General features: G+C 58.4%; 28 protein-coding genes, 1 other RNA gene and 1 riboswitch. Of the genes, 22 read left to right on the top strand and 7 right to left on the bottom strand.

What is annotated here, in order from left to right:
* Positions 1 to 44 precede the first annotated feature (44 nt).
* Together sspA and QLG02_RS06470 are read left to right on the top strand one after the other, a co-directional pair.
* The gene (sspA, locus tag QLG02_RS06465; protein WP_011707594.1) at positions 45 to 674 is read left to right on the top strand and encodes a stringent starvation protein SspA; all 630 of its coding nucleotides are present in this window, start codon (positions 45 to 47) and stop codon (positions 672 to 674) included.
* A complete protein-coding gene (locus QLG02_RS06470) occupies positions 671 to 1,096 on the top strand; it encodes a ClpXP protease specificity-enhancing factor (RefSeq protein ID WP_017409380.1) in 426 nt (141 codons plus the stop codon). The genes sspA and QLG02_RS06470 overlap by 4 nt, the downstream gene beginning before the upstream one ends.
* 52 nt (positions 1,097 to 1,148) lie before the next feature.
* Here the strand turns inward: QLG02_RS06470 and dolP are convergent, their stop codons facing one another.
* Genes dolP through QLG02_RS06490 form a run of 4 tightly spaced genes read right to left on the bottom strand, consistent with a single transcriptional unit; the run spans position 1,149 to position 4,432 of the window.
* The gene (gene dolP / locus QLG02_RS06475) at positions 1,149 to 1,727 is read right to left on the bottom strand and encodes a division/outer membrane stress-associated lipid-binding lipoprotein (protein ID WP_024945441.1); all 579 of its coding nucleotides are present in this window, start codon (positions 1,725 to 1,727) and stop codon (positions 1,149 to 1,151) included.
* Positions 1,728 to 1,731: 4 nt separating this feature from the next.
* Positions 1,732 to 2,322: an SIS domain-containing protein gene (locus QLG02_RS06480; RefSeq protein WP_005305871.1), complete on the bottom strand. Its 591-nt coding sequence runs from the start codon at positions 2,320 to 2,322 to the stop codon at positions 1,732 to 1,734.
* Positions 2,323 to 2,331: 9 nt separating this feature from the next.
* A complete protein-coding gene (locus QLG02_RS06485; protein ID WP_254201337.1) occupies positions 2,332 to 2,724 on the bottom strand; it encodes a YraN family protein in 393 nt (130 codons plus the stop codon).
* Positions 2,645 to 4,432, bottom strand: coding sequence for a penicillin-binding protein activator (locus QLG02_RS06490; RefSeq protein WP_282464795.1), 1,788 nt, complete (start codon positions 4,430 to 4,432; stop codon positions 2,645 to 2,647). The genes QLG02_RS06485 and QLG02_RS06490 overlap by 80 nt, the downstream gene beginning before the upstream one ends.
* 199 nt (positions 4,433 to 4,631) lie before the next feature.
* On the opposite strand from QLG02_RS06490, the gene rsmI reads away from it, so the two are divergent.
* The 16 genes from rsmI (at position 4,632) to lfiJ (ending at position 19,829) form a co-directional block, all read left to right on the top strand.
* On the top strand, positions 4,632 to 5,465 hold the full coding sequence (rsmI, locus tag QLG02_RS06495; protein WP_016352184.1) for a 16S rRNA (cytidine(1402)-2'-O)-methyltransferase: 834 nt from the start codon (positions 4,632 to 4,634) through the stop codon (positions 5,463 to 5,465).
* Between the two features lie 125 nt (positions 5,466 to 5,590).
* Positions 5,591 to 5,977, top strand: an RNA gene (rnpB, locus tag QLG02_RS06500) — RNase P RNA component class A.
* Between the two features lie 227 nt (positions 5,978 to 6,204).
* Positions 6,205 to 7,080 (top strand): lateral flagellar motor switch protein LfiM, encoded by an 876-nt coding sequence (lfiM, locus tag QLG02_RS06505; RefSeq protein WP_029302030.1) that lies wholly within the window; start codon positions 6,205 to 6,207, stop codon positions 7,078 to 7,080.
* A 7-nt stretch (positions 7,081 to 7,087) separates the two neighbouring features.
* Complete coding sequence (gene lfiN, locus QLG02_RS06510) at positions 7,088 to 7,465, top strand: lateral flagellar motor switch protein LfiN (RefSeq protein WP_017409386.1); 378 nt, start codon at positions 7,088 to 7,090, stop codon at positions 7,463 to 7,465.
* On the top strand, positions 7,465 to 8,199 hold the full coding sequence (gene fliP, locus QLG02_RS06515) for a flagellar type III secretion system pore protein FliP (RefSeq protein WP_017409387.1): 735 nt from the start codon (positions 7,465 to 7,467) through the stop codon (positions 8,197 to 8,199). Before lfiN ends, fliP begins: the two co-directional genes overlap by 1 nt.
* 1 nt (position 8,200) lies before the next feature.
* The gene (lfiQ, locus tag QLG02_RS06520) at positions 8,201 to 8,470 is read left to right on the top strand and encodes a lateral flagellar biosynthetic protein LfiQ (RefSeq protein WP_017409388.1); all 270 of its coding nucleotides are present in this window, start codon (positions 8,201 to 8,203) and stop codon (positions 8,468 to 8,470) included.
* Positions 8,467 to 9,249: a lateral flagellar biosynthetic protein LfiR gene (gene lfiR / locus QLG02_RS06525; RefSeq protein ID WP_017409389.1), complete on the top strand. Its 783-nt coding sequence runs from the start codon at positions 8,467 to 8,469 to the stop codon at positions 9,247 to 9,249. The genes lfiQ and lfiR overlap by 4 nt, the downstream gene beginning before the upstream one ends.
* Complete coding sequence (gene flhB / locus QLG02_RS06530; protein ID WP_282464796.1) at positions 9,246 to 10,382, top strand: flagellar biosynthesis protein FlhB; 1,137 nt, start codon at positions 9,246 to 9,248, stop codon at positions 10,380 to 10,382. The genes lfiR and flhB overlap by 4 nt, the downstream gene beginning before the upstream one ends.
* Positions 10,383 to 10,385: 3 nt before the next feature.
* The gene (gene lfhA, locus QLG02_RS06535) at positions 10,386 to 12,461 is read left to right on the top strand and encodes a lateral flagellar biosynthesis protein LfhA (protein ID WP_026080271.1); all 2,076 of its coding nucleotides are present in this window, start codon (positions 10,386 to 10,388) and stop codon (positions 12,459 to 12,461) included.
* Between the two features lie 196 nt (positions 12,462 to 12,657).
* Positions 12,658 to 12,745, top strand: a riboswitch (cyclic di-GMP riboswitch).
* A gap of 138 nt (positions 12,746 to 12,883) precedes the next feature.
* A complete protein-coding gene (gene lafK, locus QLG02_RS06540; protein WP_282464797.1) occupies positions 12,884 to 14,260 on the top strand; it encodes a lateral flagellar response regulator transcription factor LafK in 1,377 nt (458 codons plus the stop codon).
* Between the two features lie 12 nt (positions 14,261 to 14,272).
* Complete coding sequence (gene lfiE, locus QLG02_RS06545) at positions 14,273 to 14,599, top strand: lateral flagellar hook-basal body complex protein LfiE (RefSeq protein WP_282464798.1); 327 nt, start codon at positions 14,273 to 14,275, stop codon at positions 14,597 to 14,599.
* A gap of 17 nt (positions 14,600 to 14,616) precedes the next feature.
* Positions 14,617 to 16,359, top strand: a complete 1,743-nt coding sequence (gene fliFL / locus QLG02_RS06550) for a lateral flagellar M-ring protein FliFL (RefSeq protein ID WP_080708613.1) — start codon at positions 14,617 to 14,619, stop codon at positions 16,357 to 16,359.
* Positions 16,346 to 17,374, top strand: coding sequence for a lateral flagellar motor switch protein FliGL (gene fliGL / locus QLG02_RS06555; RefSeq protein ID WP_017409395.1), 1,029 nt, complete (start codon positions 16,346 to 16,348; stop codon positions 17,372 to 17,374). Before fliFL ends, fliGL begins: the two co-directional genes overlap by 14 nt.
* A gap of 12 nt (positions 17,375 to 17,386) precedes the next feature.
* A complete protein-coding gene (gene lfiH, locus QLG02_RS06560; protein ID WP_043163919.1) occupies positions 17,387 to 18,079 on the top strand; it encodes a lateral flagellar assembly protein FliH in 693 nt (230 codons plus the stop codon).
* Complete coding sequence (gene lfiI, locus QLG02_RS06565; protein WP_103827129.1) at positions 18,072 to 19,400, top strand: lateral flagellar FliI-like assembly ATPase LfiI; 1,329 nt, start codon at positions 18,072 to 18,074, stop codon at positions 19,398 to 19,400. The genes lfiH and lfiI overlap by 8 nt, the downstream gene beginning before the upstream one ends.
* 12 nt (positions 19,401 to 19,412) lie before the next feature.
* Positions 19,413 to 19,829 (top strand): lateral flagellar protein LfiJ, encoded by a 417-nt coding sequence (gene lfiJ / locus QLG02_RS06570; RefSeq protein ID WP_103827128.1) that lies wholly within the window; start codon positions 19,413 to 19,415, stop codon positions 19,827 to 19,829.
* Between the two features lie 3 nt (positions 19,830 to 19,832).
* On the opposite strand, the gene lfgN is transcribed toward lfiJ, so the two are convergent.
* The 3 genes from lfgN to lfgA form a co-directional block, all read right to left on the bottom strand.
* On the bottom strand, positions 19,833 to 20,276 hold the full coding sequence (lfgN, locus tag QLG02_RS06575) for a lateral flagellar protein LfgN (protein WP_103827127.1): 444 nt from the start codon (positions 20,274 to 20,276) through the stop codon (positions 19,833 to 19,835).
* A complete protein-coding gene (flgM, locus tag QLG02_RS06580; RefSeq protein ID WP_017782423.1) occupies positions 20,273 to 20,548 on the bottom strand; it encodes a flagellar biosynthesis anti-sigma factor FlgM in 276 nt (91 codons plus the stop codon). Before flgM ends, lfgN begins: the two co-directional genes overlap by 4 nt.
* Positions 20,549 to 20,624: 76 nt before the next feature.
* On the bottom strand, positions 20,625 to 21,425 hold the full coding sequence (gene lfgA / locus QLG02_RS06585; RefSeq protein ID WP_181014725.1) for a lateral flagellar basal body P-ring formation protein LfgA: 801 nt from the start codon (positions 21,423 to 21,425) through the stop codon (positions 20,625 to 20,627).
* A gap of 51 nt (positions 21,426 to 21,476) precedes the next feature.
* On the opposite strand from lfgA, the gene lfgB reads away from it, so the two are divergent.
* From lfgB to flgEL, 4 genes are read left to right on the top strand one after another with little or no spacing between them, the layout of a single operon-like run.
* Positions 21,477 to 21,866 carry a lateral flagellar basal body rod protein LfgB gene (gene lfgB, locus QLG02_RS06590; RefSeq protein WP_005305804.1) on the top strand — a complete coding sequence of 130 codons (390 nt, stop codon included), beginning with the start codon at positions 21,477 to 21,479 and terminating at the stop codon, positions 21,864 to 21,866.
* Between the two features lie 2 nt (positions 21,867 to 21,868).
* Positions 21,869 to 22,294, top strand: a complete 426-nt coding sequence (gene flgCL, locus QLG02_RS06595) for a lateral flagellar basal body rod protein FlgCL (RefSeq protein WP_017409402.1) — start codon at positions 21,869 to 21,871, stop codon at positions 22,292 to 22,294.
* 3 nt (positions 22,295 to 22,297) lie between these two features.
* Complete coding sequence (locus tag QLG02_RS06600) at positions 22,298 to 22,993, top strand: flagellar hook capping FlgD N-terminal domain-containing protein (protein WP_029302040.1); 696 nt, start codon at positions 22,298 to 22,300, stop codon at positions 22,991 to 22,993.
* A gap of 18 nt (positions 22,994 to 23,011) precedes the next feature.
* Positions 23,012 to 24,205: a lateral flagellar hook protein FlgEL gene (gene flgEL / locus QLG02_RS06605; RefSeq protein ID WP_103827125.1), complete on the top strand. Its 1,194-nt coding sequence runs from the start codon at positions 23,012 to 23,014 to the stop codon at positions 24,203 to 24,205.
* Position 24,206 lies beyond the last annotated feature (1 nt).

A 24,206-nucleotide genomic window follows, 5' to 3' on the forward strand; every position in this document is an offset into this window, starting at 1 on the left:
GAGGCTTCATTGCCGTTTCTGCTTTTTAATGACGGGAGGGTTCAATGGCTGTAGCTGCCAATAAGCGTTCGGTAATGACGCTGTTTTCCGGTGCCAACGATATGTTCAGCCATCAGGTGCGCATTGTCCTGGCGGAGAAGGGTGTTAGCGTAGATATCTGCCAGGTTGACCCAAGCAACCTGCCGGATGAGCTGGCCGAGCTGAACCCCTACAACACCGTACCGACTCTGGTCGATCGCGAGCTGGCGTTGTACACCTCACGCATCATCATGGAGTATCTGGACGAGCGCTTCCCGCACCCGCCCCTGATGCCGGTCTACCCTGTGGCCCGCGGCAACAGCCGTCTGATGATGCATCGTATCGAGCTGGACTGGTATTCTTTGGCCGACAAGATCATGGCGGGTACCGACGTGGATGCGGCGCGTGCCGAACTGCGGGACAACCTGCTGGCCATCGCGCCGATCTTCGGTGAAATGCCCTATTTCATGAGCGAAGAGTTTGGCCTGGTCGACTGCTACATGGCCCCGCTGCTGTGGCGTCTGCCGAGCCTCGGCATCGACTTCACCGGTCGTGGCGCCAAAGAGCTGAAGGCCTACATGGTTCGTCTGTTCGAGCGCGAGTCTTTCCAGGCTTCCCTGACTGAAGCCGAGCGCGAGATCCGTGCCGGCGTATGAGCATGGAACCGACAATGACACCCAGTCGCCCGTACCTGCTGCGGGCGTTCTTCGACTGGTTGCTGGACAATGACCTGACCCCGCATCTAGTGGTCAACGTCAACATCCCTCATGTGATGGTGCCGATGCAGTTTGTCCAGGATGGACAGATAGTGCTGAACATCGCACCCCGTGCGGTAGGGCAGTTCCACATGGACAATGAAGCCATCAGCTTCAGCGCCCGTTTTGGTGGTGTCTCCCAGCAGGTTTACATCCCGATGGCGGCCGTATTGGCCATCCATGCCCGGGAAAACGGCGTGGGAACCCTGTTTCCGCCCGAGCCGGGTTATGACCTCTGGCTGGAGCAAGCCGAAGCGCCGGTGGAACCCGAGCCGGAACCGCCGCGTCCGAGCGGTCGTCCGACCCTGAAGGTCATCAAATAAAAAACGCAGCCAACTGGCTGCGTTTTTTTATGCCGAGCATCGGTAGTCAGTGCTAGTTCTGGGCGAACTCGAAGGCCTTGATCACGCGTTTCACGCCGCTGACGTGGCGGGCGATCTCGACGGCGTGATCCCCTTCTTGGCGGGTCACCAGGCCAATCAGGAATACCTCGCCATTCTCGGTGACCACCTTGACCTTGGCACTGTCAAAATTCTTGGCACCCAGCATGTCTGCCCGCACCTTGGAGGTTATCCAGGAGTCGTTGCTGCGAACCCCTATGCTGACCGGCTGGCCGAGGCGCAATTCGTTGTAGACGTGGCGCACCCCCTCGATGCGGGCCACTATCTTGCCAGCTTCGAGCTTGTAAGCGTCAGAAGGTGTCTGGCCGACCAGCAGCACGCGGCCGTTGTTGCTGTAGACGCTGATCTTGCTGGCCGCGCTGAGCGGCTTGTTGTCAGCCAGCAGGTTGGCCGCTTTCAACTCGATGGCCTGATCGTCCCACTGGGCGCCCAGGGTGCGGCGATCGCCGGAGGCTTTGGCGGTGCCGGCGGCACCGCCAACCACTACGGCCGCGCAGCCTTGCAGCAGCAGGGTGCCGGCCAGCAGGCCGAGCAGGAGCATTTGCTTGTTCATGGTTTCAATCTTCCTGTTGCGGGAAAAGAGTCTGGTCGATGAGATCACACAGGCAGTGCAGGGTCAACAGGTTCACTTCCAGAATGCGGGGTCGACGAGCCGACGGCACCCGGATCTCCACGTCGTTGGGACCGAGCAGGCCGGCGATCTCGCCGCCGTCACCACCACCCAGCACCACTATGGTCATGTCGCGGGAGAGGGCGGCCTCGGCAGCCTTGATCAGGCTGCGGCTGTTGCCCGTGGTGGTGATGACCACCAGGATGTCGCCGGGCTGACCGAGCGCCCGGATCTGCTTGGCATACACCTCTTCAAAACCGTGGTCGGTGGCGATGGCGCTGATGGTGGCCATGTCAGGGGTCAGCGCCATGCCGGGCAGGGAAGGGCGCTCGGTTTCGTAGCAGTTGACCAATTCCGAGATGAACAGCTGGGCCAGCGCTGCGGAAGGACCGTTGCCGCATGCCATCACCTTGTGGCCATTGAGCAGGCAGATGGTCAGCATCTGGGCTGCGGTATGGATGGCATCCGGCAGCGCCTCGGCGGCGGCTATCTTGGTCTGGATGCTCTCGGTGTAGTTCTCTTTGATGCGGTCAGTCATGGGGTCCTCTTAAAATGCGTTCTGGATCCAGTCTGGCTGGTCGCCCTCGAACGCGATCACATCGAATCGGCAGGCCTGGCTGGCCTCGTTGATGGCATGTTGCTTGAAATAGTGGCGCGCTGCCAGCACGATCTTGTGCTGCTTGCGCCGGGTGACCGAGGCGGCTGCGCCGCCATGGCTGGTTTGGGCGCGGTAGCGGACCTCAACAAACACCAGGGTCTCTCCCTGGCGCATGATGAGATCGATCTCGCCGCCCCGGCAGCGGTAGTTGCGGGTCAAGGGTTGCAGGCCGCGGGCCTGCAACCAATGTTCCGCTAGCTGCTCAAAGTGCTGTCCCTTGCTCGGTGCTGACGGGAACAGGTTCTGCCACTGCTGGTGCATCCGTGCCAATAGACCCTTCATGGGGGGCTCCCTCGAGCTGAGGCATGGCACTGTCACTGACCAGCTTGCCATTCTGGTAGGTGGCCCAGTCCAGTACCCGCACTATGTTGCCGCTGGCATCCACGCTCAGCTGGCCGCTCATGCCAGGCTGCTGCATGGCATTGACCTTGCGCATTTGCTGCAGATTTTCCGCCAGCGCCACGGCATCGTAGCCCAGCGCGAACAGGCGCAGCAGGTCACCCTGGGTTTGCGGCCAAAGCAGGGCGATCTGTTCGCGCTGCTTCTCGTAACCGCCCAGCAGCAGTGGCATGTCGGAGATATGCATGCCGTTGAGCTCGGAAGCCACTTCGGTGGTGGCGCTGTCATAGCTGCGCGAGCTGCTGTAGATCGGCAGGCTGCCCATCGGATTGACCGAGATGTCCACATACGGCTTGATCATCCGGGTCTCCAGGCTGTTGGCGACCACATAGACCACGTCGATGCTGCGCGGCACCGTGTCAGCAAGCTGCACCACTTCGCCGGCCCGGGCGGTGGAGCGACCGCTCAGGGCGTTCTTGACCATGCCCTGCACTTCGTTGCGAGCGCCGAAGGTGGCGACGACCGGCTTGTCCTGGCTCACGGTGGCCCAGGCCTGTTCGAACGCCTTGATGCTGCCATAGCCGATCCGGCCCTGGGCGGCGATCAGCAGCGGCTTGCGATAGCCCTGACCGTAGAGGTACTGGGCGGCCTGCGCTGCATCGGCGGCGGCGGAGAGGGAGAAGTAGAAGGTGTTGTCATTGACGATCGGCTTGTCCAGCTCGTTGAGCGCCAGCACCGGCACGGTCGGATTGGACTTGAGCAGCTCCTCGACCCGGTCTTTGAGCAGCGGGCCGATGATCATGTTGGCCCCTTCCTGAATCGCCTGTTTGTAGAGCTCGCCCATCGCCTTGGTCTGGGTGTCGTAGAAGTTCAGGGTGAACTGGCCCTGATTCTCCTTGTAAGACATCAGCATGCCGTTACGGATGGCGGCGCCCTGCGGCTCTAGATTGCCGGAGAGCGGCAGGAACACGGCGATCTGCTGCAGGGTATTGATGTTGCTGGTCGCCAGATCGCCCAGACCCGCCGGCATGTCTTTCTGGGCCGGGTGGTTCGGGAAGGCCTGCTTCCAGCCAGCGAGCTGGCGCGCCAGCTGATTGGGCTGGGCGCCGAACTCGTTCACCAGCTCTGCCAGTCGCAGCCAGCCGGTAGTCACGTCGGGAGCCGGCGCCTCTTCCAGTGCCTGCAGGGTGGAGGGGGTCATGCTTTTGAGCAGTGACCAGATTTGCTGGTGATTAGTCGCCAGCTCATTCTGGGCCAGGTAGGGCTCCAGCAGGATCAGCGACTTGGCGGCACCGAACTTGTTGTTGATGTCCAGTTGCAGCACCACCCGCTGGCGATACCAGTCCTTCTGGGTATCGGCATCCAGCGCCACCTCGGGCTTGCCCTCCAGCAGGATCAGCGCCTGGTTGGCGTTGCCCTGGGCGAGCAGCAGGTGAGCCTGCAACAGTTGCAGCTGGGCCTTTTGCTCGGCGCTCTGGCCCTGCTTCTGTAGTTGCTGGAACAGGGCCGCAGCCGGCTTGGCCTGGCCGAGCGCCAGATAGCTGCGCGCCGCCATCACTTGCCAGGTGAAGGCTTCGGCCGGTTTGGCCGGATCCACCTGTGCCAGATACCACTGGGCATTCTTGGTCAGATCCGAGAAGGCCGACGGCATGCCGGATTGTCCGGCTGATTGATTGGGCTCCGACGCACAGGCGGCAAGCAGTACTGCCGCGAGTAGGATGCCGAAGAGTCGTGATACACTTAGCTGCTTTGTAACCCGGTTCAAGTTCATTCCCCGACCAGTGTTGAAATTCTCCATAGTGTAAACGGGCCAATATGGCGACACAATTGTCGGGACACTCGGAGCTCCCATGAGTGACATCCCAACCCTGTACATAGTCCCCACCCCGATCGGCAATCTGGCTGACATTACCCAGCGTGCATTGGACATTTTACGCAGTGTCGATCTGGTGGCTGCCGAGGATACCCGTCATACCGGCATCCTGCTCAGCCACTATCAAATCTCGGTGCCCACCTTCGCGCTGCACGATCACAACGAACAGCAGAAGGCGGACGTGCTGATCGGCCGGATAAAAGAGGGCAAGAGCGTGGCCCTGGTCTCCGATGCCGGCACCCCGCTCATCAGCGACCCCGGTTATCACCTGGTCACCCGTTGTCGCGAAGCCGGGGTCAAGGTAGTGCCGCTGCCCGGCCCCTGTGCCGCGATCACGGCGCTGTCCGCGGCCGGGCTGCCCACCGACCGGTTTGCCTTCGAAGGCTTTTTGCCGGCAAAAGCCAAGGGCCGTGACGACCGTTTGCAGGCGGTGATCGAAGACACCCGCTCACTGGTGTTCTACGAATCCCCGCGTCGGGTGCAGGACACGGTGGAAGCAATCGCCCGCATTCTCGGCGAACGCCAGGTGGTGGTGTGTCGCGAGCTGACCAAGACCTTCGAGTCGATCCACGGTCTGCCCGCCTCCGAGATGCTGGTCTGGCTGGGCGAGGACGAAAATCGCTGCCGCGGCGAGATCGTGCTGGTGGTCGCGGGCGCCAATAAAACGGAAGAGGAGCTGCCGGCCGAGGCGATCCGTACCCTGGGACTGCTGGTTGCCGAACTGCCGCTCAAAAAAGCGGCGGCGCTCACCGCCGAGATCCACGGGGTGAAGAAGAACGCGCTCTACAAGTACGGCCTCGAACATTACTGAGGCGGATAAATGCAGGCCGGAGGCCAGCCTTGGCGTTGTCTGGCCTGGCTTCGAGTGCGATTAACTCGGTCAAAACTCAATTGCAGGTTTACCCGAGGTGCCGGACAAGGCTATAATCCGCGCCCGGAGTTGGCTGGGCAATCGCTGCTTCGTCGTTGTGTCCCTCGGGACAGACGGGCGGAGGGGAGGAAAGTCCGGGCTTCATAGGGCAGGGTGCCAGGTAACGCCTGGGGGGCGTGAGCCTACGACCAGTGCAACAGAGAGCAAACCGCCGATGGCCCGCAAGGGATCAGGTAAGGGTGAAAGGGTGCGGTAAGAGCGCACCGCGCGACTGGCAACAGTTCGTGGCACGGTAAACTCCACCCGAAGCAAGACCAAATAGGCCCCTATTGGCGCGGCCCGCGTTGGGGGCGGGTAGGTTGCTTGAGCCAGCGAGCGATTGCTGGCCTAGAGGAATGATTGCTACCCGGGGCAACCCGGTACAGAACCCGGCTTACAGGCCGACTCCGACCTATTCAAGGTATGCAAATACCAACCAATCCCGGCACCTTCTGGTGCCGGGATTTTTATTATGGAGTTGCGGGGCTGGTGCGTGGCGCCTTTTAGGGTTTTGTAATAAAGTTCTCGCCCATTCTGGTCGCTCTAAGTCGGCTGGACTATCTGTACCGATCACATGGCTGGCCTGATAGACGCCTTTGTGGCTGTAAGGTGAAATAAGAATGGCTAAGGTGGATTTTGAATGTCATCAAGCGGCGTAATGCTCACACCTTCCCGGTTGCTCTGTGCACAGCGGGGCAAAACTCTTCCCCATTACGATCTTCTTGGTATTGAACGTGCCGACCAGGAACGACTCAAACAAATCAATGCCCTGTTGGGAACCTTTTCTCTGCAAGCGGCAGGGTGTATGGCCCAGCTTTTCAATAGTGCGGATTGTGAACTGAATTATCAGGAGTTCACCGTGCTGGCATCTCCGGAGCATGACGACGGTCTGATCTGGGTTGAAGCTCGCAGTGCACTCGATGCGCATCGGGTTGCCTATTTTTCTATCTCGCCGGCCGTCATATATCGCCTGGCCGTGCTCTTTTTTGGTGGTGCATTGCGCGACCAGAGCGAGGCTCCCTCCCATGGTAAAGGGCTGACCGATACCGAGCAGCGACTGATGCTGCGTCTTTGCCAATATCAGGTCGACATCTGGTCTTCATGTCTGGGATTGGGCGATCTTGATTGGCAGCTGACCCTGATTACCCGCGATGCATTACCGCAATCACGGTTGTGGATGGCAGAGGCCAACCTGACCGTTGGCAGTTTTGCCCATGATTGGCGGCTCTGGTTGGTACCACCTGCCGAGAGTAACGGTTGCTCTGTGGGACATGATTTGCAAGATGGTGCATTGGAGCAGGCATTGACACATGTGCCAGTGCGGTTGCGCGTGGTCATGGGGCAACTATCCATGACACTGGCCGATCTGGAGTGCCTCAAGGTAGGCGATGTGCTCTCGCTGGATCTACCGGAGGTAGTTCCGGCCCTGATTGGCAATCGTTCCTGTTTCAGCGGACGAGTCGCCGAACATAAAGGCAACCTGGTCTATCAGGTCGCGACAGTTGTAGAGGAATAATCACATCATGAACGAGCACAATATGAACGACCCGCTGGACCTGGATGGACTGGATCAACTGTTTGGTGATGATATCAGCATGCCGAGTGCCGCCGATTACATGTCCCCCACCAGTAGCAGCAAGCAGCGTGATCTCTCCTTTTTTCGCCAGATCCCGGTCAAAGTGACATTGGAAGTGGCCAGCACCGAAGTGCCGCTCGGTGATTTGATGCGTGTTGAAGAAGGGGCCGTGATCGAGCTCGACAAGTTGGCTGGTGAACCGCTGGATGTTCGAGTCAACGGCCGATTGCTTGCCAAGGGAGAAGTGGTCGTGGTCAACGGCAAGTATGGCCTGCGTCTGGTGGATGTGATCGACACCAATCTGCTGGGTGGCATGGACGACTGATGCGCCATCTGCTGTTTGCTCTGCTGTTGTTTTCGCTGCCCGGCTGGGGGGCGGATATGACGCTGTTCTCAGTACTGCCTGGGGCTGGTGGTGGCGAGGACTACAACATCAAGTTGCAGATCCTCTTCTTCATGACCCTGTTGGGATTGTTGCCGACTCTGTTGCTGATGATGACGAGTTTTACTCGTATTATCATAGTGTTGGCAATTTTACGGCAGGCGATGGGATTGCAGCAAAGCCCGCCTAATAGGGTGTTGATCGGTATCAGCCTGATCCTGACGTTGGTCATCATGCGTCCGGTCTGGACCGATATGTATCAGAACGCGTTTGTTCCCTACGATCAGAACGAAATTACCTTGTCGGAAGGGCTGGCCCGGGCTGAAAAACCGCTGCGTCACTTTATGCTGGCCCAGACCCGGGAGCCGGATCTGGAGCAGATGCTGCGGATCTCCGGTGAGCCCACCACCCTCAGCAAGGCCGACGTCCCGTTTGGTGTCTTGTTGCCGGCGTTTGTGCTGAGCGAGCTAAATACGGCATTCCAGATCGGATTCATGTTGTTTATCCCCTTTCTGGTGATCGATTTGGTGGTGGCCAGCGTGCTGATGGCGATGGGGATGATGATGTTGTCCCCTCTGATCATTTCATTGCCATTCAAGCTGATGGTGTTCGTGCTGGTAGACGGCTGGTCGATGACGGTCGGTACGCTGGCGGCCAGTTTTGGTGGGGGAGGCTGACATGACGCCGGAGCAGAGTGTTGCGCTGGTTGGCGGTGCCGTCAACCTGGTCGTGGTGATGGTGTCGGTGCTGATTGTTCCCGGCCTCGTCATCGGCCTCATCGTCAGCGTGTTCCAGGCCGCAACGCAGATCCAGGAGCAGACCCTCAGCTTTCTGCCTCGTTTTTTGGTAACCCTGATGACGCTCATCTTTACCGGAAACTGGCTGCTCTCCCAAATCACTACCCTGTTCCACGATCTGTTTTTGAAGATACCCGGATTGATCGGATGAATTCTCTGCTGTCCCTCAGCGCAGCCGACCTGACGGCCTGGTTGGGGCAGTGGTGGTGGCCGTTTATCCGGATCGCCACCGCCTTTTGGGTGATGCCCATCTTCGGTGATGGTCGGTTGCCGCCCCAGGTTCGTCTGTTTCTTGCCTTCATCATCAGCCTGCTGCTGGCGCCCATGCTCAAGGGCATGCCCGTGGTCGACCCTTTCAGCACGGGCGCGCTGGTGCTGACCATAGAGCAGTTATTGTTTGGACTGCTGTTCGGGCTTTGTGTCCAGATGCTGTTCATGATCATGACCATGGCCGGTCAGATCCTCTCCATGCAGATGGGTCTGGCGATGGCGGTGATGAATGATCCCAGCAACGGAGATACGGCCCCCATCGTCAGCCAGCTGATGCTTATCTTCTGCTCATTGTTGTTTCTCGGCCTGAACGGGCACTTGGTTACACTGGACGTGCTGGTGCAGAGCCTGCGGAGCTGGCCGCCCGGTTCCTCGCTCGATCTGCTGGATATGAAGGGCGTCATCGGTCTGTTTGGCTGGAGTATCGGAGCCGCCCTGATCCTGACTCTGCCAGCCGTGGTTGCCATGTTGATGGTCAACCTTACCTTCGGGGTGATGAACAGAACCGCCCCTTCCTTGAATATCTTTTCGCTGGGCTTTCCCATGACGCTGATGCTGGGCCTGCTGACCATGGCCATTTCCATCAGCGGCGTACCTGCTCGTTACCTTGATCTGGTGACCTATGTGCTGGAACAGCTCAGGGCATTGACACCTTCATGAGTCAGAACAGCGCTCAGGATAAAACCGAAGAGGCCTCTTCCCAGAAACTGCGCAAGGCACGGGAAGAGGGGCAAATTGCGCGCTCAAAGGAGCTGAGCTCGGCCGGGCTGCTGTTGTTGGGAGGGCTAGCCATGCAATGGATGGTGCCCAGCTTCGGTAACTTCTTTGCCGAGTTGATGAAACGCCCCCAGCGTTTCGACTGGCAGGGGGCCCGGGATCCCCAGATGATGCTCCACTGGACGGCAGAAGCCCTGCTCAGCATGTTGTGGGTCTTGCTGCCTCTGTTCGGTTTTCTGGCCCTGCTGCTGGTGCTGCTCAGCATTGTTCCGGGCGGCATGGTACTGACCTGGAAGAAACTCCTGCCCAGTGCGGAAAAAATCAATCCGCTCAAAGGGCTTAAACGGATGTTCTCGTCTCACAGCATGATGGAGTTACTCAAGTCGGTACTCAAGATCCTGCTCATTGGTTCGACGCTGGCCTTGATGTTGCAGCACCAGTGGCCCTTGCTGATGATGATGAACCGAATGCCTCCCCAGGCTGCGATGGAGCAGGCGCTGCGCATTCTTTCGCAGGCATTTATTTTGCTTGGTTCCGTGCAGATGCTGATTGCCGTGTTGGACGTGCCTTATCAGCGCTGGTCGTTGAACAAGCAGTTGCGCATGACCAAGCAGGAGGTCAAGGATGAGCACAAGAATAGCGAAGGCCGACCCGAGATAAAGGCCAAGATTCGCCAGGTTCAGGGGATGCTTGCCAGGGCGCGCATTGAACAGCGTGTGCCGCAGGCTGATGTGATCATCGTCAACCCGACCCATTATGCGGTGGCCATCAAGTATGACCCTGCTCGGGCCAATGCACCTTATGTGATTGCCAAAGGGGTCGACGGCATGGCGGAGCGTATCCGTCAGGTCGCAAAGCAGCACGACAAGATGATCATGAGTCTGCCTGAGCTGACCCGGGCCATTTACTACTCCACCCGGGTGGACCAGGAGGTGCCGGCGGGCCTCTATACCGCGGTCGCCTATGTGCTGAACCATGTATTGCAGTTACGGGCCTATGCGGCTGGCAAGGGGAAAAAACCCAATCCTCTTGCACCTTTGCATGTGCCGCCCGAGTTACGTCAACCTGAGAGGTAAGTTGTGAACTGGCGTGTATTGACCAAATCCTATACCGCGATCCCCATGATGCTCCTGGCCATTCTGGCCATGATGATCCTGCCTCTGCCGGGTTGGCTGCTGGATGCTCTGTTTACATTCAACATAGTGTTGGCAGTGCTGGTGTTGCTGGTTTCCGTCTCGGCTCGTCGACCGCTCGATTTTTCCGTGTTCCCGACCGTGCTGCTGGTTGCCACCTTGATGCGACTGTCGCTGAACGTCGCTTCTACCCGGGTGGTGTTGCTGCATGGTCATGAAGGGCATGAGGCTGCGGGCAAGGTCATTCAAGCCTTTGGTGAGGTGGTGATTGGCGGCAACTATGTCGTCGGTCTGGTGGTCTTCGTGATCCTGATGATCATCAACTTCGTGGTGATCACCAAGGGGGGAGAGCGGATCTCCGAGGTATCCGCCCGTTTCACCCTGGATGCCATGCCGGGCAAACAGATGGCGATCGATGCCGATCTCAATGCCGGCACCATGGATCAGCATCAGGCGCGAGCAAGGCGTGATGAGATCGCGAGGGAAGCCGACTTCTACGGTGCGATGGATGGCGCGTCCAAATTCGTGCGTGGTGATGCCATTGCCGGTCTGCTGGTACTCATCATCAACCTGGTTGGCGGTTTGGCCATCGGTATCTTCCAGCACTCTCTGCCAGTTGCTGAGGCGTTCCAGAGCTATGCATTGCTCACTATCGGTGATGGTCTGGTTGCCCAGATCCCCTCCCTGCTGATGTCCACTGCAGCGGCCATCATAGTGACCCGGGTCAGTGATGAAGGAGAGATGTCTGATCAGGTGGGTCAGCAGATCCTGGCATCGCCCCGGGTAATCTACACTGCGGCTGCCATCATGCTGATACTGGGTCTGGTACCCGGTATGCCCATGCTGGCATTCCTCAGCTTCGCCGCCGTACTGGCCTGGGCTGGCTGGAGCGTGAGCAAGCGGCGGGCCAATGAACCGGATCTGGATGCCGCGCAAGAATTGACTCGTCAGCTGGTTCAGCCGGAACCACAGGGGCTGGAGTGGCAGGATTTGCTGCCGGTCGATGCGGTTGCCATTGAACTGGGTTACCGGCTGGTACCACTGGCTGAGGCCGACAAGGGGGCTGAATTGCTGGCTCGGGTGCGGGGCATTCGTAAAACCTTGTCAGAACAGTATGGTTTTCTGCTGCCCGAAATCCGGGTACGTGACAACCTGCAACTGCAGCCGGATCAATACCGGATCAAGCTGTCAGGTGTAGGGCTGGCGACCGGTAACGTGGATTGCCAGCGGTTGATGGCGATCAGTAGTGGTGAAACCTATGGTGCGCTGGACGGTGAGCTGACTCAGGATCCGGCCTATGGCATGAGTGCAGTCTGGATCTCGCCTGAGAACAAGGCCAAGGCTCTGAACCTGGGCTATTCGGTGGTCGATTCTGCGACCGTCATCGCCACCCATGCAAGCAAGCTGCTCAGGGAGCAATTGGATGGGTTGTTCGGTCATGACGAGGTCGGCAAGCTCGGCCAGCACCTGGCTACCCAGTCTCCTCGTCTGGCGGAAGAACTGAATCTGGCGCTGACCCAAATGCAGCAATTGCGAGTTTTTCGTCAACTGCTCAAGGAGCAGATCAGCCTGACCGATATCCGCACCATTGCCACTACCCTGCTGGATGCGAGTGAGTTGACCAAGGATCCGGTTCTGCTGGCCTCCGATGTACGTTGTGCGCTCAAGCGCCAGATTGTCAGACAGGCTATCGGCAACCGGGATGTACTGGCCACCTTTACGCTGGATGATCGGCTGGAGCAAACCTTGCTGGCGGCCATGAACCAGTCCCAGCAGCAAGGCAAGATCCAGCTGGACAGTTTTCCGGTTGATCCCCAGTTGCTGGCGCAATTGCAGCAAAACATGCCGCTGGTGAAGGAGCAATTGCAACAGCAGGGACATGCTCCCGTGCTGGTGGTCATGCCTCAACTTCGCCCCCTGATGGCACGCTATGCCCGTTCATTTTCAAAAGGCCTCAAAGTGCTCTCTTATAATGAAATTCCGGAGGATTTGCGGGTGGAAGTTATTGGCACCTTGGGCTGAAGCAGAACTGCCATGTTAATGAACTGACAGGAAGATGATATTCCGCATATCTACTTGAATTGTCATTGGAAGCCGTTATGATGTGACTGTTTTTGACGCACTTGATGTTAAAAATAAATAACAAATATAACAATTCACATGTGCCATGCAGCTCCCACCGAATAGGTGGTGCCGCCTTGTCCCAATACGGACAGTCGCATGATAAAGGCAAACTGAACTGAAAAGTCAGGACGCAAAGCCTCCGGTCTAATAGCAGGAATGCTAATGATAGCGGGGTTACCAAGGCCATTGTCACCGCCTTGATATCACTTCTCACCCAATAGATGACGTCTTTTTTGGCGCCTTTTGGGGATGGTGCGCTTTTATTTTTGACACATCAGTTCTGTTGATTGGTTTGTCCACAATCACGGGTTCGGGTTCCTATGCTTTCGGATTTATCTACTAAAAAAAACTCAAGGCCAATCGCTATTGAGAGTGCTCCCCATTTGTTATTGATTGGCTCTTCGTTATCAAATGGAAACGATATTGCAGGAATATTGTTGGCCCATGGCTATAACATTTCCTGTGTTGATTCCATCAGCAAATCAAAATTAATTCTCGCTGATAATTCAGTTAATCTGATCCTGCTCGATATGGATGCCATGACCGAAGCCGGTCCGCAATTGGTACATGATTTCAGTGGTACTGATTGCATGGTGTTGGTCAACGAACATCAAGCCTATCTTGCGGCGGAAGCGATGCGGGCGGGGGCCATCGACTATATCATCAAACCCTTCAGTGGCCAGCAGATGGTTGATGCGGTGAAGGGGGCGCTGCGTTTGCGTCAATCCATTCCCAATCTGATCGCTGTCTCCGCCATGAGCCTGCAGGTACTGCAACTGGCCCGCCGCGCGGCCAAGACCCCTGCTACCATTCTGATTGGTGGTGAGTCCGGTACCGGCAAGGAGCGATTGGCCCGTTATATCCACGATATGTCCAGCCGGTCCGGTCGACCATTCGTTGCCATCAACTGCGCAGCTATCCCCGAATCCATGCTCGAGTCCATTTTGTTTGGTCACAATAAGGGCGCGTTTACCGGTGCAACGGGAGCCCAGGCCGGGAAATTCGAGCAGGCCCAGGGAGGCACGCTGTTGCTCGACGAAATCTCCGAACTGCCGTTGACGCTGCAGGCAAAATTGCTGCGGGTCTTGCAGGAGAAAGAAGTTGAACGGCTCGGCAGCCACCAAACCATTGCGCTGGATGTCCGGATCATCGCCGCCAGCAACAAGGATCTACGTACCCTCGTCACGGCAGGTCAGTTTCGGGAAGATCTGTTTTACCGCCTTGATGTGTTGCCCATGAGCTGGCCTGCATTGCGCGAGCGCCCCGACGACATATTGCCGCTGGCGAAATACTTCATTGAACGGCATGCCCCGCAGCAGGGCTATCGCCTCAGTGAAAATGCGCGCAAGCAACTGCTGACATACGGCTGGCCCGGCAATGTCAGGGAGTTGGACAATGTCATACAACGTTCATTAATCATGGCTCGCGGATTGCATATTCAGGCCGTCGATTTGATGCTGCCCAGTTACACCATTGAATCCGACGATGCGTTGCCGGAAGTGCTTTCCGCCCCGGAAGGGCTGAGTGAGACTCGCCGCTACGCAGAATTTCAATTTGTACTAGAGACCTTGCGCCGCTTTCGCGGCCATCGGACCCGCACGGCTGAAGCCCTTGGGATGACGACCCGGGCACTGAGATACAAGCTGGCGGCCATGCGTGAGCAGGGCATAGATATTGAGCAGCAGCTTCAAAACTAAGGGATAAACCGAGTGAAGATTGAAATGATGTCATCACAGGTGACGCTCTTGCAGCAGATGCAGGAGATGCAGCGAGTCGCCAGCCAAACCCCTGTTATCGAATCAAATGATGTCTCGAACGTATTATTCGGTGACGCCATGCGCGATGTGGTTGGCCGGGTCAACGAACAACAAAATATCGCCTCACGGCTGATGACTGCCGTGGATGCGGGTCAGAGCGATGATCTGGTTGGTGCCATGGTCGCCAGCCAGAAAGCGGGCCTCAGTTTCTCCGCCCTCATGCAGGTGCGAAACAAGCTGATGACCGGTTTCGACGACATTATGCGTATGCCACTCTGAGGTAAGTGATGACTGAACTGGTAACGTCCCCGCAAGGGGCTTCGGATTCCTTCAGAACACGCGTCCAGGAGGGGTTGCGCAACTGGCGCAGTCTGTCCCGCGACAACAAATCCATCCTGACCATAGCGCTGCTCGCCGCCATCGTGGCGGGCACCATAGTGGTGATCCTGTGGACCTCCAGCAAGAACTACGTCCCTCTTTACGGCAAGCAGGAGTTGTATGACACGGCCAACATCATGGAGATGTTGGAAAAAGAGCAGGTGCCATTCAGGCTGGAGAAGAGCTCCGGCCAGATCCTGGTGCCAGAAAATCAGCTGGCCCATGTGCGCATGGCGCTGGCGGCCAGAGGGGTAAGGGCCGCCATGCCCGCCGGTCTGGAAGGGCTGGACAATGTGACCGGCCTCGGGACCAGCGAGTTCATGGAGGGAGCCCGTTACCGGCATGCGCTGGAAGGAGAGCTGGCGAGAACCATCATTTCTCTGGATGCGGTGCGCAGTGCCCGCGTGCATCTGGCGATCCCCAAGCGGACACTGTTCGTCGGCCGGGATGAAGAGAAGCCAAGTGCCTCCGTCATGCTGGACCTGCAGCCTGGTCAGGCCATGGAGCCTGGACAGGTCGAAGCGATCGCCAATCTGGTCGCTGGCAGCATCTCCGGTATGAAGCCGGGGGCAGTGACCATAGTGGATCAGGCGGGTCAGCTGCTCAGCGCCGAACTGGGAGACAAGGCTGGCTTTGGCAAGCAGAGCGTGCAGCAGATGGAGTATGTACGAAAGCTAGAGCAGTACATCCGTCAGCGCGCCAACGACATGCTCTATCCCATGCTGGGCACCGGCAACTTCAGGGTACAGATTGCTGCCGACGTGAACTTCAATGCGGTAGAGGAGACCCAGCAACAGCTGGATCCACAGGGCGTGGTCACCAAGGAGTCCAGCAAGTCGGACAAAACCATTGATGCGCTGGCATTGGGGATCCCCGGCGCCTTGTCCAATCGCCCGCCCGAAACGACCCCCAAGACTGAACAACCAGCACAGAATCAGGGGGCGGCCAGTGCAGAAGCCCAGAAGAACGATTCTCGTACCGAGCGCCAAGAGGTCAACAAGCAGTACGAAAACAGCCGCACCATAGTGCACACCCGCTACCAGCAAGGTCGCCTGGAGAAGATGAATGTCTCCATCTTGCTGAATCAGCAGAGTGCCCCCAAGGGTGGCTGGAATGAACAGCAGCTGGAGCAGATCCGGCAGATGGTGGAACGTTCGGTGGGGTTTGACGATACCCGTGGCGATCAGATCAGCCTGCAGGTATTCGATTTTACCGGTGCCGTGCCGATCGCTCCGCCCGAGTCGAGCTGGTGGGAAACCCCGTACTGGCAGGACTCTCTGCGTTATCTGGTGGGCGGCCTGCTTGGCCTGACGCTGGTGTTCTTCGGCATAAGACCGTTGGTCAAACATCTGGTGCGTACCCAGCAGTTGCCTGAGGAAACCGCGACCGAAGAGCAAGATGAGCCGCTGGAACCGACAGTGGGTCTTTCCATGCGCCGGGATGATGATGCGGCTCTGGCTGCCCCCGCGATGGGCAATGGTTTGATCCGCTCTGACAACCAGATGGAACCGCAGTTCTCCTCGCTGGATCTGGAGGCTTTGCCAGAGCCGGGCTCCGAACTTGAAGTACAGCTCAAACACCTGCAACTGCTGGTGGAAAAAGACACGGCGCGCGTCGCGGAAGTGGTCAGATCATGGGTGAGTGGCAATGAACAACGTTAACCTGAACCAAAACGCCGTCGACATCGACATCGACAATCTGGAGAAGGCCGCGATTCTGCTGCTGAGCATGGGGACCGAGGCTGCCGCCAAGGTGATGCAAAAGCTGTCCCGTGATGAGGTACAACGACTTATCTCCAAGATGGCTGGCCTGTCAGGGGTCAGTTCGATGGAAGCCAAGTGGACGCTGCAGCAGTTCTTCAATCAGTACCGTGAACAGAGCGGCATTGGCAGCGCCTCACGCGAGTATCTGGAACAGACGCTGGATCTGGCGCTGGGTCAGCGCCTCTCCCGCAGCCTGCTCGACAGCCTGTATGGCGACGTGATGAGCCAGGACATCCAGCGTTTGCAGTGGGTACCCGCCGAGGTGCTTGCCCGTTTCTTCCGCAATGAACATCCACAGATGCAGGCCGTGTTGCTGGCCTTCCTGCCCCCGCAGACGGCATCCGCCGTGCTGGATGCTCTGCCGGGTTCGGTGCACGACGATCTGCTGGTTCGTGTTGCCAGTCTCAACAGTGTCAGCGAACACGTGCTGGGAGAATTGCGTCTGACCCTGGACCGTTGTCTTGCTTATGTTGCCGATCAGTCGGGAGCCAAGGTCAACGGGGTGCGCCAGGTGGCGGACATTCTGAACCGCTATCAGGGTGACAAGGAGCAGATGCTCTCTCTGCTGCGCGAACACGATGGCGACATGGCGCTGGAAATCGAGAAAAACATGTTCGATTTCATGGCGTTGCGCCGTCAGACCGACGAAACCCTGCAGCGTCTGGTGCAGGAGCTGCCAGGCGATCTGCTGGCGTTGGCACTGAAAAATACCGAGGCCAGCTTCCGCAAGGTGGTGCTGGGAGCCATGCCGAAGCGGATGGCACAGGCGTTGGAAGCCCAGATTCAGGGACAGGGCAGTGTCTCTCTGCGCAAGGTCGAACAGGCCCGCGAAGAGGTGATGCAGCTGGTCCGCGAATTGGTGGAGCAGGGCGAAGTCGAATTCCAGCTATTCGAAGAACCCACCGTCAATTAACAGGAGGCGTCCATGAGCCACAGTGTGCGCAAGCTGGCGGCGGGAGCCACCCGTCTCTATCGTTTCCCGTCCTTGGGACAGAGTGGAGAAGAGGCACAGAGCCAGCAGGAACAATTCGAATTCGGCTATCAGCAGGGTCTGGAACAAGGTCACGACGAAGGATATCAGTCAGGGTACCAGCAGGGCCTGACCAGCGGTCTGGTGGAAGGGGAGGCGAAGGGGCTACAACAAGGGCAAACCCGCGGGTTTGCCCAGGGACTGGCGGAAGGGCGAGCCTCTTTCGATCAGGCCATGGTGCCGTTTGCCAAATTGCAGGCGCAATGGGAGTCCCTGACCCGCAGCCGCATGCAGGAACAGAAGGAACTGGTTGCCCAGCTGGTTGCCCAGGTGGCGAAGCGGGTGATCCAGGCCGAGTTTACGCTCAATCCGCAACAGGTGCTCAAACAGGTAGAACAGGCGTTGGCGAGCCTGCCAGCCACCTCGGAAGAACTGGTGATCTATCTCAGCGAAGGGGATCGGCAGCGACTGGCAGAGCAGGGGGTGACCCGCTGCGAGGGGTGGCCATTGCAGGTGGACCCGGCACTGGGAATAGGCGATGCACGCCTTGAGACCCGGGCGGCGGTCATTGAGGTCAACACGAGCGAACGCCTTGCCGCCTGTATGGAGCAGCTCAACAGCACACTGGAATTGCCCCAGGATGCATGAAGCCCTGCAACAGGCGCTCACATCGGCGCTGGACAGTTTTGATAATGTCCCCGGCTTTCGCCGCTATGGCCGGCTGGTGCGGGTGACGGGGTTGACGCTGGAGGTGGTGGGCTGCCAGCTGGTGATGGGTCAGCGTTGCCGGGTCGATACTGCGACAGGCACGCCATTGCTGGCTGAAGTGGTGGGCTTCAACCGCGATGTCTCCTATCTGATGCCGCTGCAACCGATGGGCGGTCTCTATGCCGGAGCCCGGGTGCTGCCCATCGACGGTGAAGAGACGATTCGGGTTGGTGAACACCTGCTGGGTCGTGTCGTCGATGGCCTGCTGCAGCCACTGGATGGCCGGCCGCTGCGCGATGAGGGGGAGCATGTAGCGCTGTTCTCTTCCCCCCCGAACCCTTTGCTGCGTACACCGGTTCGTGAGCCGCTGGATGTAGGCATCCGCGCCATCAACGGCTTGCTGACGGTCGGCAAGGGACAGCGGCTGGGCCTGTTTGCGGGCTCAGGGGTCGGCAAGAGTATGTTGCTCGGCATGATGACCCGCAATACCACCGCCCAGATAGTCGTCGTCGGCCTGATTGGTGAGCGGGGGCGCGAGGTGCGCGAGTTCATTGAGCACAGCTTGGGGGCGGAGGGGCTGGCTCGCGCCGTGGTGATAGCGGCGCCGGCAGATCAGTCACCACTGATGCGGCTGCGGGCGGCTCAGCTGTGCCACCGTATCGCCGAGTACTTTCGTGAGCAGGGTCAGGATGTGTTGCTGTTGATGGACTCTCTGACCCGCTATGCCCAGGCCCAGCGTGAAATAGCCCTGGCAATAGGGGAACCGCCCGCGACTCGAGGTTATCCACCCTCGGTATTCAGCATGCTGACCCAGCTGGTGGAGCGAGCCGGTAATGGTACGCACCCGGATGGTTCCCTGAGCGCCTTCTATACGGTGCTAGCGGAGGGGGATGATCAGCAGGATCCGGTCGTGGATTCGGCTCGCGCCATTCTGGATGGTCACATAGTGTTGACCCGCAGATTGGCGGAGGAAGGTCACTATCCAGCCATCGACATTGGTGCCTCGGTCAGCCGGGTAATGCCGCAAGTGGTGCCTGCCGAATGGCAACAACTGGCCGTCACGTTGCGTCAACTGTGGGGCCGTTATCAGCAGGTGCGTGAATTGCTGCCGCTAGGTGGTTATCAGCCTGGCGCCGATCCCCAGATGGATGAAGCCGTGCAGCGTTATCCAGCCATTGCTGCTTTTCTGCAGCAAGGCATCCACGAAGAGACCCCTCTCGCTCAGGTCACCGCCGGGCTCCGACAAGTGCTAGGAAGGTAATAAGGGGCTACCGTGCTGAAGTCTTATCTTGGTTTGCAGCAGGATGCGTTGGAAAACATGGGCAAGGAGCGCCAACGACTGCGGGAAGATGCCATGCGGGAAGAGCAGCGGGCATTGCGGTTGCAGGAGGTCATTGGCTCATTGCACAGTGGTTCGGCAACTTTTCACCCCCTGTTGTGGCAGAACAAGCATCAGATGGATGGTCAGCTGCGGCAACTGCTGGCCCATCAAATGCAGCAGTCTGCTCTTGCCAGACTCGATCTGGAGCGACACGAGGGAGAGGTGCTCAAACAGTTTGGTCGGGTCAAAGGGCTGGAACTGCTGTTGGATAAACGTGAACAGGTACAGCAGCGGCAGCTGGAGTCGCGCGATCAACGCCAGCTGGATGAGCTGGCCAGTCTGCGGCATCGCATGATGAAAGTGGAGTAGGGATTAATCCGGAAAGCGTTCCTGCTGCCCATAAGCGGGTTCCTGACCCAGCAGCGTATTGATGGTTTCTATCTGGCCCGCCAGCAAGCGGCCGTTGAGCTCGTTCTGACGCAGACATTGCTGCAACAGCTGTTCCAGCTGCAGCCACTGCTTGGCAACCTTGTGTTGCAGGTTGGCGGGCAGTTTTTCGATGAGTGCCGCCATCCCCTTTTCATCAGGCTTCAATCCCAGCCCCAGCAGATGCTGACAGCGTTGCTGCGCCTGTTGCTGCACCTGCATCATCAGTTGTGTTTGCTGCTGATTATGTTCAGCCAGCGCGTCGACGTCGTGAGCTGCCAGCAGACTGTGCTGGCGCAGCAGCAGTTGTTGCAGGGCGACATAGCGGGTGCCGTCTTGCTGAATGCCCAGGATCAGCTCTTTGACCCTCTGCTTGGCGTCCATGCTCATCGACGATGCATGTCCAGAATGGCCTGACCCAGCGCATCCATGTCGAGTTCGAGCTTGCCCTCGCTGATGGCCTGGCGGATCCGGTTGACCTTGTCCATGTCCACGTCGGAAGTCGTAGCCAGTTCGGCCCTCGCCTGATTCACGAACTGGGCCGTGGTGCTGATCTGGGCATCTGCCTGGCTGGCGCGTGGCTGCGACGGGGTTGATGGCGCTTCCTGCTTGCGTTGCAGCTGGGCCTGAACATAGAGCGGGTCGGTGCGTGTGATCTTCATAACGTCAATTCCTGATGGTCTATCTATGACAAGCGACCCAAGGTCGATGTAACTTAAATCAAACCCGTGCTTTGCGTTAAAAACGGGTTTCAACTTCTCCCTTGTCGATCACCCAGGCCTGGATTTCCTTGCCTGAACTCAGATTTTTCACCCGAATTCCCTCGCCGATGGCCCCGTTCGCCAGGGCTCGGCCCCGCGTTGTGGCGGAAAATCCATCTTGGCCAGCCCGGATCAACACCCCTTCACCTTCCCGTATGGCCCAGGCTTTCTGCAAATCCAGCTCACCAATCAACTGACCCATCCGCAGGTTGCGGTTGCTCTTGCTGCCCACCAGAGACTCTGAGGTGGGCACAAAGCCACGTTGCAACCGGTTGACCTCAAGTGATTTTTCGATCAGATCGCCCGGTCGGATGACATGACCTCTCGGCAGCTCTTGTGCCGTCACCCAGACCGGCAGCATCAGTGTCACCTCGACCCTGGCCCTGATCTGCCAGGCCGGGTCGACGCACTCTGCCAGATAGGGTCGTCGTCCCCAGGGCTGACGGTACTGACCGCCGGCCTGCAGGCGGATGGGTTGCGAACAGTCCGGCAGATGGGAGACTGCCGGGGAGATCCAGACCTGATATTCCGCTTCGGGCGCTGGCCAGCCCTGCTGCTGCAGATAGGCATGCAGGGCCTGGCTGGCATCTTCCTGCAACAGTGCTTCGAGCTGCCGGGTCAGGGCGGTCGGCTCGGCCAGCAGTGACCATGACAGCAGCCACAGGGCCAGCAGGTTGATTCGCTTCCATACGGGAAACAGTGCTTCCCCTTTTATCCGTGTTATCAGCCACTGTCGACGCTGTAACCAGCGGAAATAAAGGTTCTTCATGGTTGGCATGAGTCTTGATAAAGAGTGCACCGGTCTGACTGATTCATAGAAGGATGAAGCATGAGTATCTCATTTGACAGCGCTTTGGGTGTACACCCTTATGCCCTCGATGTGCGGGCGGATCGGGCGCGTATCCTGGCAGGCAACCTGGCCAATGTAGATACCCCAGGTTATCTGGCCCGGGATGTCGATTATAAGACGATTCTGGGGCGTGTCGCGCAGCAAGTTGCAGCGGGAGACGAGAGTGCCGCCATTGCACAAGGCAGCATGGCCAATGACATGCAGCATCCTCTCTATCGCATTCCCTATCAGGTATCGATGGATGGCAACACCGCCGAACTCAGCGTCGAGCAGAGCAAGTTTGCCAACAATGCCACTGATTTCCAGACCAGTCTCACCTTTCTGAATATGAAAATTACCGGGATCGCCAAGGCGATCGAGGGCCGCTGATTATGTCGTTCAATCGCATCTATGACATTGCCGGTAGTGCAATGCGAGCACAAACCGTTCGTCTGGACACAGTTGCCTCCAACCTGGCGAACGTGGACAGTGCCGCGGGCAGTGAAGAGGCAGCGTTCCGTGCCATCAAGCCGGTGTTCTCCACCCTCTATCAGCGGGTGCAGGATGCCGAGTCGCTGGGGTCGGCCCAGGTGCAGATTGCCGGCATAGTGCAATCGGATCGTCAGGTCGAGAAGCGTCTTGAGCCCACCAACCCCCTGGCTGATCAGGACGGCTTTGTCTACTACTCCAACGTCAACGCGGTGGAGGAGATGGCCGACATGATGAGTGCCTCCCGTGGTTTTGAAACCTCCGTCGAGGTGATCAACCGTATCAACAGCATGCAGCAGGGTCTGTTGCGCCTGGGTCAGGGAGTGTAAGCCATGAGCCTGCCTCAGGTAAGCAGTCTGGATACGGCCCGCAGCACCAGCCAGCGCAACACGACACCGGACATTGCCCCCAATAACACGGCTGCCGGCCAGAATGCCCAGAGCGGTATGCAGTTGCGTAACGAATTCCTGCAGATGATGGTTGCCCAGATCCAGAACCAGGATCCCACCAACCCGCTGGATGGTGCCCAGTATGTTACCCAGCTGGCCCAGTTCAGCATGGTGGAAGGGGTGGAAAGCCTGAAAGTCTTGCAGCAGAAGTCCATCAACATGATGGATACCCAGCAGGTACTGCAGAGTACGGACCTGATCGACAAGGAAGTGATGGTTCCGAGCAAGACACTGACCAAGAGCGATGAAAAAGCGATCCGGGGGCAGGTGGAGCTGGCCGGTGCCGCCGATCAGGTTGAGCTCAAGGTGTATGACGAGCACGGCACCCTGGTTGCAACCAAGAACTGGGGTGAGAGCAAGGCCGGTGGCCTCGACTATGAACTGCCGCCTTTGCCTGCCGGTGAATACAGCTTCGAGGTCAAAGCCTCGCTCAACGGTGTGGCGACCACTACCAAGAATTATGTGGCCAGCACGGTAGAGCGGGTCACCCTGCCTGGTACAGGCGAAATCATGTTACAGGTGGCCGGAGTGGGCGATGTCCCTCTCTTCAGCGCCATCCAGTTCGGCAAATCGGCGTAATCAGATAGGAGCGAAACTGTGTCTTTCAGTATCGGATTGAGCGGCCTGCGCGCCGTAAACCAGGAATTGAGTGTCATCAGCAACAACGTGGCCAACGCCAGCACGGCCGGTTTCAAGTCAAGCCGTGCCGAGTTTGCCGCCATTTATGGCGGTGGCCAGGCTGGTGGTGTAGAGATGAACAACGTTTCCCAGAATTTCGACCGCAATGGTGACGTGACCCGTACCGGTCGAGGGCTGGATCTGGCGATCTCGGGCAGCGGCTTCTTTGTACTCAAGGACAGCAACGGTCAGACCTCCTATACCCGGGCAGGCATGTTCCAGCGGGATCCCAACAATTACCTGACCACCGCCAGCGGTACCCGGCTGCAAGGCTACACCACCAATGATGCGGGCGAACTGCAGTCCGGCGTGGTGGGAGACATTCAGGTCAAGGCTGGCAGCCTGCCTGCCAAACCATCCGACAAGCTGGAGTTCGTCGCCAACCTCAAGGCCGATGCCGGCGTGATCGACCAGACGGCCCATCCGTTCGACCCAGCCAAGTCGGACAGCTTCAGCTATTCCCAGTCCAGCAAGGTGTATGACTCGCTGGGGGTTGAACACACCGTCACCCAGTATTTCGTCAAGACGGCCGACAACACCTGGCAGGTCAATTATGCCTTCAATGGCACCAAGACAGGCACACCGGTGACGCTGGAGTTCAACACCAACGGTACCCTGAAATCTCCGACGACCTCCCCGGTCCTGGACCTGACTCCGCCCGGCGCTGACAAGATCTCTCTGCAGGTCGATATCGCCCGTGTCAGCCAGTACGCCTCCGATTTCAACGCCACGCGCAACCAGTCAAATGGTTATGCGGCTGGCGATCTGACCGGGGTGCGGGTGGATGCCGATGGTGGTGTCTATGCCACCTTTACCAACGGTCAGAGCCTGTTGCAGGGCCAGGTGGTGATGGCGAACTTCACCAACCCCAACGGTCTGCTGCAAACCAACAACACCACTTGGCAGCAATCGTTCAGCTCTGGCCAGCCGGTATTGGGTGCCCCTGGCACAGGGACCATGGGGTCATTGACCGCAGGGGCCTATGAGGGCTCCAACGTGGATCTGACCGGGGAGCTGGTCAGCCTGATGACTTCTCAGCGCAACTATCAGGCCAACGCCAAGACCATCAGCTCCGCTGACAAGATGACCCAGGTTCTCTTCAACTCCTTCTAAG

It is taken from the genome of Aeromonas sp. V90_14 (assembly GCF_029967615.1).
Taxonomy (GTDB): Bacteria; Pseudomonadota; Gammaproteobacteria; order Enterobacterales; family Aeromonadaceae; genus Aeromonas; species Aeromonas hydrophila.